The organism is Sinorhizobium fredii USDA 257, from assembly GCF_000265205.3.
GTDB lineage: Bacteria > Pseudomonadota > Alphaproteobacteria > Rhizobiales > Rhizobiaceae > Sinorhizobium > Sinorhizobium fredii_B.
In genome coordinates, this window is the sequence record NC_018000.1 from 3,320,500 (window position 1) to 3,333,414 (window position 12,915).

14 protein-coding genes are annotated in these 12,915 nt (G+C 63.0%); 6 read left to right on the top strand and 8 right to left on the bottom strand.

Going from position 1 to position 12,915, the window contains the following annotated elements; all coding sequences use genetic code 11:
- Nucleotides 1-125: 125 nt before the first annotated feature.
- From USDA257_RS15385 to USDA257_RS15405, 5 genes are all read right to left on the bottom strand, one after another.
- Nucleotides 126-1,235, bottom strand: a complete 1,110-nt coding sequence (locus tag USDA257_RS15385) for a sulfate/molybdate ABC transporter ATP-binding protein (protein ID WP_014763900.1) — start codon at nt 1,233-1,235, stop codon at nt 126-128.
- A gap of 15 nt (nt 1,236-1,250) precedes the next feature.
- Nucleotides 1,251-2,138 carry a sulfate ABC transporter permease subunit CysW gene (cysW, locus tag USDA257_RS15390; protein WP_014763901.1) on the bottom strand — a complete coding sequence of 296 codons (888 nt, stop codon included), beginning with the start codon at nt 2,136-2,138 and terminating at the stop codon, nt 1,251-1,253.
- Nucleotides 2,128-2,985, bottom strand: coding sequence for a sulfate ABC transporter permease subunit CysT (cysT, locus tag USDA257_RS15395; protein WP_014763902.1), 858 nt, complete (start codon nt 2,983-2,985; stop codon nt 2,128-2,130). Before cysT ends, cysW begins: the two co-directional genes overlap by 11 nt.
- Nucleotides 2,986-2,990: 5 nt before the next feature.
- Entirely contained in the window at nt 2,991-4,016 is a 1,026-nt protein-coding gene (locus USDA257_RS15400) for a sulfate ABC transporter substrate-binding protein (RefSeq protein ID WP_014763903.1), read from the bottom strand.
- Between the two features lie 303 nt (nt 4,017-4,319).
- Entirely contained in the window at nt 4,320-5,378 is a 1,059-nt protein-coding gene (locus USDA257_RS15405) for a D-TA family PLP-dependent enzyme (RefSeq protein ID WP_014763904.1), read from the bottom strand.
- 156 nt (nt 5,379-5,534) lie between these two features.
- Here USDA257_RS15405 and USDA257_RS15410 point away from each other — a divergent pair, with 156 nt between their 5' ends.
- The 6 genes from USDA257_RS15410 (at nt 5,535) to USDA257_RS15435 (ending at nt 9,841) form a co-directional block, all read left to right on the top strand.
- A complete protein-coding gene (locus tag USDA257_RS15410) occupies nt 5,535-6,377 on the top strand; it encodes a transporter substrate-binding domain-containing protein (RefSeq protein WP_014763905.1) in 843 nt (280 codons plus the stop codon).
- 66 nt (nt 6,378-6,443) lie between these two features.
- On the top strand, nt 6,444-7,106 hold the full coding sequence (locus USDA257_RS15415; protein WP_041415306.1) for an amino acid ABC transporter permease: 663 nt from the start codon (nt 6,444-6,446) through the stop codon (nt 7,104-7,106).
- A gap of 5 nt (nt 7,107-7,111) precedes the next feature.
- Nucleotides 7,112-7,771, top strand: a complete 660-nt coding sequence (locus USDA257_RS15420; RefSeq protein WP_014763907.1) for an amino acid ABC transporter permease — start codon at nt 7,112-7,114, stop codon at nt 7,769-7,771.
- 15 nt (nt 7,772-7,786) lie between these two features.
- Entirely contained in the window at nt 7,787-8,554 is a 768-nt protein-coding gene (locus tag USDA257_RS15425; RefSeq protein ID WP_014763908.1) for an amino acid ABC transporter ATP-binding protein, read from the top strand.
- 34 nt (nt 8,555-8,588) lie between these two features.
- Nucleotides 8,589-8,972, top strand: a complete 384-nt coding sequence (locus USDA257_RS15430; RefSeq protein ID WP_014763909.1) for a RidA family protein — start codon at nt 8,589-8,591, stop codon at nt 8,970-8,972.
- Nucleotides 8,973-9,028: 56 nt separating this feature from the next.
- Complete coding sequence (locus USDA257_RS15435) at nt 9,029-9,841, top strand: IclR family transcriptional regulator (RefSeq protein WP_014763910.1); 813 nt, start codon at nt 9,029-9,031, stop codon at nt 9,839-9,841.
- A 30-nt stretch (nt 9,842-9,871) separates the two neighbouring features.
- On the opposite strand, the gene USDA257_RS15440 is transcribed toward USDA257_RS15435, so the two are convergent.
- Genes USDA257_RS15440 through USDA257_RS15450 form a run of 3 tightly spaced genes read right to left on the bottom strand, consistent with a single transcriptional unit; the run spans nt 9,872 to nt 12,913 of the window.
- On the bottom strand, nt 9,872-10,957 hold the full coding sequence (locus USDA257_RS15440; RefSeq protein WP_014763911.1) for an ABC transporter ATP-binding protein: 1,086 nt from the start codon (nt 10,955-10,957) through the stop codon (nt 9,872-9,874).
- Nucleotides 10,954-11,889: a PfkB family carbohydrate kinase gene (locus tag USDA257_RS15445; RefSeq protein WP_014763912.1), complete on the bottom strand. Its 936-nt coding sequence runs from the start codon at nt 11,887-11,889 to the stop codon at nt 10,954-10,956. The genes USDA257_RS15440 and USDA257_RS15445 overlap by 4 nt, the downstream gene beginning before the upstream one ends.
- Before the next feature lie 4 nt (nt 11,890-11,893).
- The gene (locus USDA257_RS15450; protein ID WP_014763913.1) at nt 11,894-12,913 is read right to left on the bottom strand and encodes an SIS domain-containing protein; all 1,020 of its coding nucleotides are present in this window, start codon (nt 12,911-12,913) and stop codon (nt 11,894-11,896) included.
- Between the last annotated feature and the right edge of the window lie 2 nt (nt 12,914-12,915).

The following is a 12,915-nucleotide window of genomic DNA, read 5'->3' on the forward strand; positions in this document are numbered from 1 at the left end:
CCGACGCTATCGCTCTGATAGAACAAACCTCATCCCGGCACTACAGCGCCGTGTTCTTTTCAGAAGCACAAAGGTCGCTGTAGCACTTCGAATCGCCGCATGGGCGGCACGTCTGCGGCGCCCGTTCAGGTGCCGGTGCGTGCCAGTTCGCTTGCGGGGGCTTCCACGCGTTGCGGGATGGCTGCTAAGCCGCCTTGCTTGCGGAAAAGCGTCCATTTGGTCGGCCGGAAGGCGATGCGGGTGTGGTCCGTCGAGGAGGCCCGCTCCGGCGGCAGTTCGATCTCGATCGAAGGATGGGTCTTGCCGAGATCGAGCTCCAGGTGCCGGGTGCCCGCGACGCGTCGGCTCGCCGTGACGAGGCCGGCGAGACAGCCGCCGCAACCGTCGATGAGTTCAATGTCGTGCGGGCGGAAGTAGAGGGTCGCCGCCCCGTCCGGTTCGCTTGCGGCACGCAGGCCGATCGGCCGGTCCTCGAACCAGATCTCGCCGCTCGAAAGGGTGACATCAATGCAGTTCGACTGGCCGATGAAGCCGTAGACGAAAGGCGACACCGGGCGATCGTAGATCTCGTCGGGCGTGCCGACCTGTTCGATCGCGCCCTTGCTCATCACCACGACGCGGTCGGCAAGCTCGAGCGCCTCCTCCTGGTCGTGGGTGACGAAGACCGTCGTATGGCCGGTGCGGTCGTGGATCTCGCGCAGCCAGCGGCGGAGCTCCTTGCGAACCTGCGCGTCGAGCGCACCGAAGGGTTCGTCGAGCAGCAGGACGTTCGGCTCCACGGCCATGGCGCGGGCGAGCGCCACGCGCTGGCGCTGGCCGCCGGAGAGCTGGGCCGGATAGCGCTTTTCCAGGCCGGAAAGCTGCACCAGTTCGAGGAGATCGAGGGCTCGGCGGCGGATCTCGGCGGCCGGCGGACGCCGGCTGGAGGGCCTGACCTTCAGCCCGAAGGAGACGTTGTCGAGCACGGTCATGTGCCGGAACAGCGCATAGTGCTGGAAGACGAAACCGATGTTTCGCTGCTGCACACTTTTCCGCGACGCGTCCTCGGCGCCGAAGAAGATCGTCCCGTCGGTCGGGCTTTCGAGCCCGGCGATCAGCCGCAGCAGCGTCGTCTTGCCGGAGCCGGATGGGCCGAGCAGCGCGATCAGTTCGCCGGACCGGATGTCGAGCGATACGTCGTCGAGCGCTGGAAAGCGGCCGAATTCCTTGCGTATGTTCTGGACGCGGACTTCCATGGATGTCTGGACCTTTCAATGCCTGCGGCTGGCAGCGATCTCGTCGCTGTAACGAAGTTCAAGTGCCGTCTTCAGAACGAGCGTCACCAGCGCCAGAAGCGCAAGGACTGTCGCCACCGCGAATGCGGCGACGAAGTTATACTCATTGTAGAGGATTTCGACCTGCAAGGGCATGGTGTTCGTTTGGCCGCGGATATGACCGGAAACCACGGAGACGGCGCCGAACTCGCCCATCGCCCGGGCATTGCAGAGCAGCACGCCGTAGAGCAGGCCCCATTTGATGTTCGGCAGCGTCACATGCCAGAAGGTCTGCCAGCCGGTCGCCCCGAGCGACAGTGCTGCTTCCTCGTCGCTCGTCCCCTGCTCCTGCATCAGCGGGATGAGTTCGCGGGCGACGAACGGGAAGGTGACGAAAACGGTGGCAAGCACAAGGCCCGGCACGGCGAAGAGAATCTGCATGCCGTGCTTCTGCAGGAAGGGGCCAAGGGCGCTGTTGGCGCCGAACAGCAAGATGAAAACGAGACCTGAGATCACCGGCGAGACGGAGAAGGGCAGGTCTATCAGGGTCGTCAAGAACGCCTTGCCCTTGAATTCGAACTTGGCGATCGCCCAGGCGGCCGCCACTCCGAAAATAAGGTTCAGCGGGACGGAGATCGCGGCGACGGTCAGCGTCAGGCGGATCGCCGAAAGGGTCTCGGGATCGCGAAGCGCCGTCGCGAACTCGACCGGTCCCTTGCGAAACGCCTCGATAAAGACGGTCGCCAAGGGTAAGAGCAGGAAGAGGGCAACGAAACCGAGCGCAACGATGATCAGCGTGAGACGCGCAAATCGCGTTTCCGAGGTTGCCGTTTTCACGATTTTGGATGGCGCCGCCGTCGGCGCTGAGCTGGTATCAAGCGTCATTACTGTATCTCCGTCTGCTCCAGGACTGGATCGTGTTGATGATGAGCAGCATGATGAAGGAGAGGACCAGCATCACCGTCGCGATAGCGGTCGCAGCGGGATAGTTGAATTCCTCCAGACGGATAATGATCAGCAGCGGTGCGATCTCCGAGACATAGGGCAGATTGCCGGCGATGAAGATCACCGAACCGTACTCGCCGACGCCGCGGGCAAAGGCAAGCGCAAAGCCGGTCAGTCCGGCCGGAAGCAGACCCGGTAGCAGCACCCGGCTGATCGTCTGATACCGTTTGGCGCCGAGCGTCGCGGCCGCCTCTTCGACCTCCTTGTCGATTTCCTCCATGACGGGTTGAACCGTGCGCACCACGAAGGGCAGACCGACGAAGACGAGCGCCACGACGATGCCGGCCGGCGTGAAGGCGATCTTGATGCCGAGCGGTTCGAGGAGCGAGCCGATCCAGCCGTTCGGCGCATAGAGCGCCGTCAAGGCGATGCCGGCGACCGCCGTCGGCAGCGCGAAGGGCAGATCGACCATGGCGTCTATCACCCGCTTGCCGGGAAACCGATAACGCACCAGCACCCAGGCGAGAATGACGCCGAAGATGAGGTTGACGACCGCGGCGATGAAGGCCGTGCCGAAGCTGATCGTCAACGCGTTGACGGTGCGCTCGTCAAGGACCAGTGCCATGAAATTGGACCAGCCGAGGCCACTTGAGCGCCAGATCAGGCCGGAAAGGGGGATGAGAACGATGAGGGTAAGCCATGTCAGTGTGACGCCGAGCGCCAATCCGAAACCCGGAAGGACGCTCGGCTGCCGAAACCGCCATCGCGTGCTGCTGCGAACGGCCATTGGGTTTATTGTCCCGGCTTGTAGATCTGATCGAAAACGCCGCCATCGGCGAAGAATTTCGGCTGAGCTTCCTTCCAACCGCCGAATTCGTCAATAGTGACAAGTTTGAGATCGGCGAAGCGGGCGATGTCCGCGGGGTCGGCCAGCTGGGGCTTGAACGGCCGGTAGTAGTGCTTCGCAGCGATCTTCTGGCCGGCATCGCTGTAGAGATAGTTGAGGTAGGCTTCGGCCACCTTGCGGGTGCCCTTGCTGTCGACATTGCCGTCGACGAGGGCCACCGGCGGCTCGGCCTTGATCGAAATCGATGGCGTGACGATCTCGAAATTGTGGGGGCCGAGTTCTTCGAGAGAAAGATAGGCTTCGTTTTCCCAGGCGAGCAGCACGTCGCCAAGGCCACGCTGCACGAAGGTGGTGGTTGCGCCGCGCGCACCGGTATCGAGGACCGGAACGTGCTTGAAGAGTTGCGTCACGTATTCCTGCGCCTTGGCATCGTCGCCGCCGTTGGCGGCACGCGCCCAAGCCCAGGCGGCCAGGAAGTTCCAGCGGGCGCCGCCCGAGGTCTTCGGGTTCGGGGTGATCACCTGAATGTCTTCCTTGGTCAGGTCGCCCCAGTCCTTGATGCCTTTGGGATTGCCCTTGCGGACCAGAAAGACGATTGTCGACGTATAAGGAGCACTGTTGTTGTCCAGGCGGCCTTTCCAGTCGGCCGGAATCTTGCCGGTCGCCTTGGCGATCGCGTCGATGTCGGCCTCGAGCGCCAGCGTCACCACATCGGCTTCGAGGCCGTCGATCACAGATCGGGCCTGCTTGCCCGAGCCGCCATGCGAGGTCTGGATTGTTACGGTTTCGCCCGTGTCGGCCTGCCACTTTTCAGCGAAGGCGGCATTGAAATCCTTATAGAGTTCCCGGGTCGGATCATAGGACACGTTCAGGATTGTCGTATCAGCGGCGGCAAGGCCGATCGAGCCGAGCTGCAGGCTTCCGACCAAAAGTGCTAGTTTCACTATTCCGGCAAGTCTATTCGAACTCATGTCGACCTCCATCCTTTGCCAGATAAAACTATCAATTTAATCGACTATCTCAACGCAAACATATGACACCGTCGGGCGGACTCGGGAAATCTCCTATCCTTCTTTAGGCGTTTCCGGGAATTTCTTGCCCCTGCCGACCCAGCCTCCCGATGTTTTGTCGCAGGAATGCCCATCTTGGCCGCGCTAACATAACTGCATTTGCGGCATCTGACGATTGCGGGCTACGAAATATGACTCGGCCACTTTCGCCCAAGCGACTTCATGGCGCTGCTCTCATCTCTCGAAGATGCCGTTGAAAGACGATTAGAGAACGCGGCCGCGGGCGACGACGGTCCACTTAGCCATCGGCTCGCCGCCTTCGATCACATGGACGAGATCGACCATGTTGGTCACCACGCAGGCGTGGTTCGGTACGATGCGAAGCTGCTCGCCGACCTGGAGGCCGATCGGGCCATCGGAAACAAGCCGGCCATGTTCCTCCGAAAGCTGGTCGATGCGGATGTCGTCGCGCCCGAGCACATGGCCGTAGCCCGTGAGACCGAGAAGGTCGGAGGTCAACACCTTGCTGCCGGCGTCGATGATCGCCCTGTTCGGCGCCGGCACGGAGACGACCGTGGCAAGCACGGTGAGCGCACAGTCCTGCCAAGTCGCGACACCGCGGGAGACGAGCGAGCGATCGTTGTAGATATAGGTGCCTGGCCGATACTCGGTTGCGACTGGCGCTTCGGCCGCTTGCATCATGCTCGGCGTGCCACCCGACGTAATGCTCGGAACCTCCAGCCCATCCGCCTCGATCAGCCGTTTCGCCTCGCTCATGAAGGATTGCACCCGCGCCGCACTGCCGACCGGCGGATAGGTCATCAAGCCGCCGAACCGCAATCCCGCTGCATCTGTTATGCGCCGGGCAAGGTCAGCCGCCGCTTCGGGGGTCGCGACGCCGCAGCGATCGCCGCCCGTGTTGCATTCGACCAGCACCGTGAGCGGCTTCTCCGCACCGGCAAAATAGGCTGACAGCCCGTCGATGACCGTCGGATTGTCCGCCACCACACTGAGGATCACCCGCGCGTTCAATCTGGCCAGGCGCGCGAGCTTTGCTTCGCCGAGGATGTTGTATGTGATCAGCACATCCTTGATCCGCGCGCTGCCGTCGACCATCGCCTCCGCTTCGGAAACCTTCTGGCAGGTTATGCCGATGGCCCCTGCCTCGAGTTGCAGGTCGGCCATCTGCGGCAGCTTGTGCGTCTTGATGTGCGGACGCACGCGGATGCCGTGCCGATCGGCATAGGCCTGAAAGGCGTGGACGTTTCGGCGGGCGATGTCGAGATCGACGAGCACCGCAGGCGTTTCGATCGGCAGGGTCATAGGCTCGGTCCTCCCACGAGAAATCACGGACGGCGAATCTCGCCGATGCCGCTTGACAAGTTATGAACTGAGGCATTTCATAGGTCAATCCGGTATTAAGGACGAATGTCCAATATAACGGACAACAGCCCGGGAACGAAAAAGGGGAGATCTCCGATGATCAAGACATTCACCATCGCCGCGAGCCTCGCAGTCGCCGCGCTCGCCGCCATGCCCACTCAAGCGCAGCAACCGTCCAGCAAGCTCGATGAAGTTCTGGCGCGCGGCCACCTGATCCTCGGTACCGGCAGCACGAATGCGCCGTGGCACTTCAAGAGCGCCGAGGACAAGCTGCAGGGCTTCGACGTCGATATGGGTCGCATCATTGCCAAGGCGCTGTTCGGGGACCCGGACAAAATCGAGTACGTCAACCAGTCGTCGGATGCGCGTATCCCGAACATCACCACCGACAAGGTCGATCTCACCTGCCAGTTCATGACCGTCACCGGCGAACGCGCCCAGCAGATCGCCTTCACCATTCCCTATTATCGGGAAGGTGTCGGCCTGATGCTGAAGGGCGATGGGAAGTATGCCGATTACGAGGCGCTGAAGGGCGCCGGTTCGTCGGTCACCATCTCGGTGCTGCAGAACGTCTATGCGGAAGACATGGTCCATGCCGCACTTCCAGAGGCGACGGTCGACCAGTATGAATCCGTCGACCTGATCTATCAGGCGCTCGAATCCGGCCGCGCCGATGCGGCGGCCACCGACCAGTCGTCGCTCGCCTGGTACATGACCCAGAACCCGGGTCGCTACAAGGATGCAGGTCACGGCTGGAACCCGCAGACCTATGCCTGCGGCGTCAAGCGCGGCGATCAGGACTGGCTGAACTTCGTCAACACCGCGCTGCATGAAGCGATGACCGGCGTCGAGTTCGACTTCTACGCCAAGTCGTTCAAGACCTGGTTCGGAAAGGACCTGACCCCGCCGCAGATCGGTTTCCCGGTCGAGTACAAGTAAGCCTTTGTCATCGGCGGCTCCGCCTAGGCGGGGCTGCCGATCGCTTTGCTTCGAATGGCTTCGCCCATGACCTATACATTGAACTTCGCGGCTGTCTGGCGCTCGTTCGACCTGCTTCTCCAGGGGCTGGCGCTCAGCCTTGGTCTCGCGGTCGTGGCGATCCTCGCCGGTTGCGTGATCGGACTGATCACCGCCTTCGGCCTCGTTTCCAAGAGCGTCCTCTTGCGAAAACCGGCCGGACTCTACGTGACGATCATCCGCAACACGCCGATCCTCGTGCTTGTCCTTTTCAGCTATTTCGCCCTTCCCGAGCTCGGCGTCCGGCTTGGAAAAATCGAAAGCTTTGTGATGACGCTGGCGATCTATTCCGGCGCCTATCTGGCCGAAGTGTTCCGCGGCGGCCTGATCGCCGTGCCGGCGGGTCAGCGGGAGGCGGGGCTCGCGATCGGCCTCACGGAGATGCAGATCCGCACCTCGATCATCATTCCGCTGATGCTGCGCAACGTCCTGCCGTCACTCGGCAGCACATTGATCTCGCTGTTCAAGGACACCTCGCTTGCCGCAGCAATCGCCGTGCCGGAGCTTACGTTCGAGGCACGCAAGATCAATGTCGAGACCTTCCGCGTCATCGAAACCTGGATCGTCGCGAGCTGCCTCTATGTCGCAACCTGCTCGCTGCTGGCCGCTCTGATGCGCGCCGTCGAGCGACGTCTTGCCGTTCCGAGGTGATCGCCATGGATTTCAGCTTTGTCGATCAAATCTGGGTCGCACGTGTCCCGCTCCTCAAGGGGCTCGGCGTGTCGATCTCCATCTCGCTCCTCTCGATCGTCGTCGGCACGGTGCTTGGCGTCTTTGTCGGCCTTGCGCTCACCTATGGCTACAGGCCAGTCCAATGGCTTGTGCGCGGCTATACGGACTTCATCCGCGGCACGCCGGTGCTGGTGCTCGTACTCGCGAGCTACTATGTCCTGAGCACCATCGGCATCGATCTCGGTCCGTTCCAGGCGGGCGTCCTTGCGCTGGCGGTCTTCTGCAGTTCGCATGTCGGCGAACTGGTGCGTGGCGCGCTCCAGTCTATCCCTAAGGGCCAGACCGAGGCCGCCAAGGCGATAGGGCTGACCTTCCCGCAGACCTTTGTCTATGTGCTGGGGCCGCAGGCGCTGCGTCAGGCGCTGCCTGCCTGGGTCAACACGGCGGCCGAGATGGTCAAGGCATCGACGCTGCTTTCGATCATCGGCGTCGGCGAACTGCTCTTGCGCACCCAGGAAGTGATCTCCCGCACCTTCATGAGCCTCGAGTTCTATTTCTTCGCGGGCTTCCTCTATTTCGTCATCAACTACGGCATCGAGCGCTTCGGCCGCTACGTCGAGCGCAGAACCGCCGTTCCATCGTGAGGCCTCGGAAATCCGATGACCAATCTTCTTGAAATCCGCGATCTCCATAAGCGCTACGGCACGGTCGAGGTGCTGAAGGGCGTCGACTGCTCGATGCGGCAGGGCGAGGTGATCAGCATCATCGGCTCCAGCGGCTCCGGCAAGACGACGATGCTCCGCTGCATCAACATGCTCGAGGAGTTCCAGGGCGGCACGATCTCGATCGACGGCCAGGAAATCGGCTACGAGACGGCCGGCGGCGTGCGCCGTCGCAAGCCGGAGCGGGAGATCGCCCGACAGCGGGCGCTGACCGGCATGGCCTTCCAGCAGTTCAACCTGTTTCCGCACATGACCGCCGCCGGCAACGTCATGCTTGGGCTCATCAAGGTGAAGAAGATGAGCCGCGACGAGGCGCGGGCGGTGGCGGAGAAATGGCTCGACCGCGTCGGCCTGCTCTCACGCATCGACCATTATCCGGGCCAGCTTTCCGGCGGGCAGCAGCAGCGCGTGGCAATCGCCCGCGCCATCGCCATGAACCCGAAGTTGATGCTCTTCGACGAGGTGACCTCGGCGCTCGACCCGGAGCTCGTCAACGAGGTGTTGCAGGTGATCAAGGCGCTCGCCGACGACGGCATGAGCATGCTGATTGTCACCCACGAGATGCGCTTTGCCTATGAGGTGTCGTCGCGGGTGATCTTCATGAACCAGGGACGCATCGGCGAGGAGGGCAATCCACGCGAAATGTTCCTGAAACCCAGGACCGAACGACTGGCAGAATTTCTGAAAACGTCGACGTTCAACTGACCAGTAAGAGTAAAATCAAGAAGTGGAGTGAAGTGTGACGATCAAGCGTTATGGAACGGGAGAATCCGGTGCGGGCAAGCAGCCGCTGCCTTTTGCGCGCGCCGTCGAGGCGAACGGTTGGCTTTACGTCTCCGGGCAGGTCGCCATGGAAAACGGCGAGATCATCGGCGGCGGCATCGTCGCCGAGAGCCGCAAGGCGATCGAGAACATGATCGCCATCCTGCATGAGGCGGGCTATGGCGTCGAAGACGTGGTGCGCGTAGGCGTCTGGCTCGACGATCCGCGTGACTTCTGGACGTTCAACGGCGTCTACGCGGGATATTTCGGCAGGAACCCGCCGGCGCGTGCCTGCGTGCAATCGCGCATGATGGTCGACTGCAAGGTGGAAGTTGACTGCGTCGCCTACAAGGCTAAATGAGATGCATCCCCCGGGGCCGCTTTGAGCTGGCCCCGACTCACACAAACGAGGACGTGATGGCGGAGGCGGAAGACACGATCAATCGCAGAGCACGGGGTCTCGACCGGGCGTTCGAGATCCTCGATTATCTGCGCCTGCAGCGACAGCCCCTGCGCCCGAACGAGATCGCGCAGGGGATCGGTGCGCCGCGCTCATCCGTCTATGAACTGATCAATCTGCTTCTCCGCCAGGGCGTCATCGAATACCGGGGCGACGACGGCCGCGTCTTCCTCGGCCGCAAGCTCTATTTCCTCGGCGCGGTATACGCGGAGCAGTTCGACCTGATGCGCGAATGCGAGCATCTGCTCGCAAGGATTGCCGAGCAGACTCGCGAGACCGCGCAGATGTGCCAGCTCGAAGGGAACAAGTACGCCGTCGTGCTGATGAACGAGGGCAGTCGTCCCTTCCGCATCTCCACCAATATCGGCGAATCGGTCGCGATTCCCTGGACCGCTTCCGGTCGTCTGCTCGTCGACCACATGAGCGACGAGGAGATATTGGCCTTCATCCCGGAGGCAGATTTCGTGCTGCCGAGCGGCCAGCGCCTCGATCCGGCCGAGTTCATCCGCCAGGTCCGCCAAGCCAAGCAGGACGGCTATTTCACCTTCAACAGCATCGTCGACAGCTTTACCCATTGCTTCGCGGTACCGGTCTACGACGCGGAAGAAATTTGCATCGCCACGCTCTGCCTCGTCGCTCCGAAGGAAGACGGGTTGCGCAACCGCGATGCCTATCTTCGCGTTCTGGTCGATGCGGCAGGCGAGCTGTCCGAGAAGCTTGGCTACCGGCAAGACCGCGGGCCTTCGCCGCGGACCGCTGCAGGTCGCTGAGGGTCTCAGAGGCAGCGCAGTGTCTCGGCGCTACCGCGCCAGAAGCGACCGGCTGTTTTCGGCGTCGAAGAGATGCAGCGCATCTTCATCGAAGCAGAAGATTTGTTCCGATCCGGGGCCAAGCGATGTCCGCGGCGGTAGGCAGGCGGTGATGCGCTGTTCTCCGATCCTGGCGGTGGTCACCAGTTCCGGCCCTGTCAGCTCCATAACTTCAATGCTTGCCGGCAGGCGGATACCTCTCGCGTCCGGGGTGGCAAGCCGGAGCGCCTCGGGCCGGACGCCCACTTTGACGCGACGGGTTGCAGACACGGCGCTGCTGAAAGCTTCCGGTAGTGGAAACGCCTCGTCGGAGCCCGCAATCCTCAAGTCCCTTGCGGTCACTTCCGCATCCAGGATGTTCATGGGCGGCGAGCCGACGAAGCCGGCGACGTAAAGCGTCGCGGGCCTGTCATAGATCTCCCCCGGGGAGCCGAGCTGCTCGATGCGGCCGTCGCGCATCACGGCGATGCGGGTGGCGAGCGTCATCGCTTCGATCTGATCATGCGTGACATAGACGACCGTAGTCTTCAGCATCTGGTGCAGGCGCTTCAGTTCCGTGCGCATCTCCATGCGCAGCTTGGCATCGAGGTTCGACAGCGGCTCGTCGAAGAGGAAAACCCGTGGATTGCGTACCAGCGCCCGGCCGATGGCGACCCGCTGACGCTGCCCGCCGGAAAGCTGGCTCGGCTTGCGGTCGAGCAGGTTCTCGATCTGGAGCAGCTTTGCGGTGTCGCGCACCGCCTTCTCCCGCTCGGCCACCGGTACCTTGCGCATCTCGAGGCCGAAGCCGATGTTGCGGGCGACGCTCATGTTCGGATAGAGCGCATAGGACTGGAACACCATGGCGATGTCGCGGTCCTTGGGATGGGCGCCGAGGATCGAGCGTTCGCCGACCAGGATGTCACCGCCGCTAGGTTCAGCGAGCCCCGCAATGATGTTCAAGAGGGTCGACTTGCCGCAGCCCGAGGATCCGAGCAGCACCAGGAACTCGCCGCTTTCCAGCGCGATATCGATGCCTTTAAGCGTTTCCATATCGCCGTAGCGTTTCTGGATATTGCGGATTTCGAGTGCGCTCATTGACGGGCTTCCTCGACGAGGGCCGAAAGGGGCTTGCCGTAGCTGCGCGGCAGGGTGGAGATCGCTTCCGAGGCGACCGTGACGCCGATCCTCAGGCAGGCCTCCAGCGGCATGTCGGCGGCGAGCGCTGCCAGGAAGCCGGCGTTGAACACGTCGCCGGCGCCGATGGTATCGATCACGGCAACGTGCGGCGCCCCAACGGAAAATTCCTTGCCGTCGCGATCTAGGGCGAGTGCCCCGTGCGGGCCGCGCTTGACGACCACGATCGCGTCGGCAGGCATCCCCGCTTTCAGGCCGCGCGCCGCCTCGGCCGGGTCGGAACGTCCGGTCAGAGTGGTTGTTTCCACTTCGTTGAAGAGGGCGCAATGGCAGCGTTTCAGCCAGCCGAGCGTTCTCAGTCGATTGGCCTCCGTCCAGCCCTCGAGCGGCCAGCCGGTGTCGAGCGCCACGGCGATGTCGTGCGCATCCGCCCAATCGAAGAACGCGTCATAGGCAAGCGTCAGCGCATCGGTCAGGAATGCTCCGGAGAGCAGGGCGAGCCCGCCGCGAAGGCGGCTCCAGTCGAACATCGCGCGCACCTCTTCGAAGTTGAAGAGCGGCAGGTGGCCGCGGGTGGTGAAGAAGGTGCGCTCGCCGTCCGGATGAGTGATGCCGACGGAGAGCGTCGAACCCACGGCTTCAACAGGCCAATGGCGCGACCGCGCGCCGAAGGCCTCCTTCAGCCAGGTACCGAACTGGTCATTGCCGACATTGGCGGCAATCTCGTAGTCGACGCCGAGCGACTCCCAGGCGAGCGCGCTGTTTCCCGCGCAGCCGCCGACCCGCAGTTCGTCGTGGTCGACGATGATTTCCGTGCCGGCCTTCGGCCAGGGCTCGGCAGGGCCGAGGATGAGGTCGACATTGACATTGCCGATGACTGCCAGCGGACGCATCTCTCTACTCGCTCCGGGTGATCTTGGTGGATCGCACCGGCGTGCCGGCGTTTTCGACGCGGGCGTCGGCAAAGGCGATCATGAAGGCTTGTGCGACCGGCAGCATGGCGAAAATCGCCGCCATGCTTGCCGCTGGCCGGAAGGGAACTGTCGTCACGCCTTCGATCGGTGGCTCGCCCGATGCATCGAAGACGACCACCGGGGCACCGGCTTCGGCCGCGGAACTTGCCATTGCCGCAACAAGCCCGGCGGCCGGATCGGCGGCACGGAAAAGCACGACGCCGACGGAGGCGCCGAGCATTTCCATCGGCCCGTGCCGCAACTGTCCGCCTTCGAGCGAGAAGCAGGGCAGCCGCGACAGTTCGGTGAGGCCGAGTGCGATCGCCTCGGCGAGGCCCTGCAACCGTCGGCCGGAGGTGACGACGGCGCGGACGTCGGCGAGCGCGGTAAGCGCACCTTCGATGTCGGGAGCTTCCGGTCCCTTAAGGGCGCGAAGCGCCTCGCTCGGATCGTCCCCGAGGGCGGAAAGGATCGCAAGATGCAGCGCGAAGCTAATCGTCAGGCTGCGGGTTGCCGCGAAGGCCTGCTCGCTGCCGCCGGCGCCAACCAGTGACGGCACGGCCTTCGCGAGAAAGGACTTCGCCTCAAGCGTCAGGCCAAATGTTTCGGTCGTGCCGCCATTCGCTTCCTTGAACCAGCGCAGCACCTCGGCACTTTCACCGGATTGCGAGGTGATGAGAATGGTCCTGCCTTCGACAGCCAAGGGCTGGCCGAGTTGCTCGGAAAGTGGCAGGGCGACGGCCTCGATGGCAAGGGCGCGGTAGAGCGGCTCAACGGCGCGGCCGACAGCATGCGAGCCGCCCATGCCGAGAAGCAGAAGCCGGCCAGTGGACTTCAGCGATGCGGCAATCCGTGGCGCAAGAGCCGACGCTGCCTCATAGGAAGCCAAGGCATCGGCGTGCTGGCGGGCCATCTCCCGATCGATCGCGACGAGCCCGGCCGGGCGCTCTCTTGATGTTCGCATGA

What these genes read in the sequence shown, in the direction of transcription:
- USDA257_RS15385 (WP_014763900.1), bottom strand. Translation starts at nt 1,235, where the DNA reads ATGGAAGTCCGCGTCCAGAACATACGCAAGGAATTCGGCCGCTTTCCA.
- cysW (WP_014763901.1), bottom strand. Translation starts at nt 2,138, where the DNA reads ATGACGCTTGATACCAGCTCAGCGCCGACGGCGGCGCCATCCAAAATC.
- cysT (WP_014763902.1), bottom strand. Translation starts at nt 2,985, where the DNA reads ATGGCCGTTCGCAGCAGCACGCGATGGCGGTTTCGGCAGCCGAGCGTC.
- USDA257_RS15400 (WP_014763903.1), bottom strand. Translation starts at nt 4,016, where the DNA reads ATGAGTTCGAATAGACTTGCCGGAATAGTGAAACTAGCACTTTTGGTC.
- USDA257_RS15405 (WP_014763904.1), bottom strand. Translation starts at nt 5,378, where the DNA reads ATGACCCTGCCGATCGAAACGCCTGCGGTGCTCGTCGATCTCGACATC.
- USDA257_RS15410 (WP_014763905.1), top strand. Translation starts at nt 5,535, where the DNA reads ATGATCAAGACATTCACCATCGCCGCGAGCCTCGCAGTCGCCGCGCTC.
- USDA257_RS15415 (WP_041415306.1), top strand. Translation starts at nt 6,444, where the DNA reads ATGACCTATACATTGAACTTCGCGGCTGTCTGGCGCTCGTTCGACCTG.
- USDA257_RS15420 (WP_014763907.1), top strand. Translation starts at nt 7,112, where the DNA reads ATGGATTTCAGCTTTGTCGATCAAATCTGGGTCGCACGTGTCCCGCTC.
- USDA257_RS15425 (WP_014763908.1), top strand. Translation starts at nt 7,787, where the DNA reads ATGACCAATCTTCTTGAAATCCGCGATCTCCATAAGCGCTACGGCACG.
- USDA257_RS15435 (WP_014763910.1), top strand. Translation starts at nt 9,029, where the DNA reads ATGGCGGAGGCGGAAGACACGATCAATCGCAGAGCACGGGGTCTCGAC.
- USDA257_RS15440 (WP_014763911.1), bottom strand. Translation starts at nt 10,957, where the DNA reads ATGAGCGCACTCGAAATCCGCAATATCCAGAAACGCTACGGCGATATG.
- USDA257_RS15445 (WP_014763912.1), bottom strand. Translation starts at nt 11,889, where the DNA reads ATGCGTCCGCTGGCAGTCATCGGCAATGTCAATGTCGACCTCATCCTC.
- USDA257_RS15450 (WP_014763913.1), bottom strand. Translation starts at nt 12,913, where the DNA reads ATGCGAACATCAAGAGAGCGCCCGGCCGGGCTCGTCGCGATCGATCGG.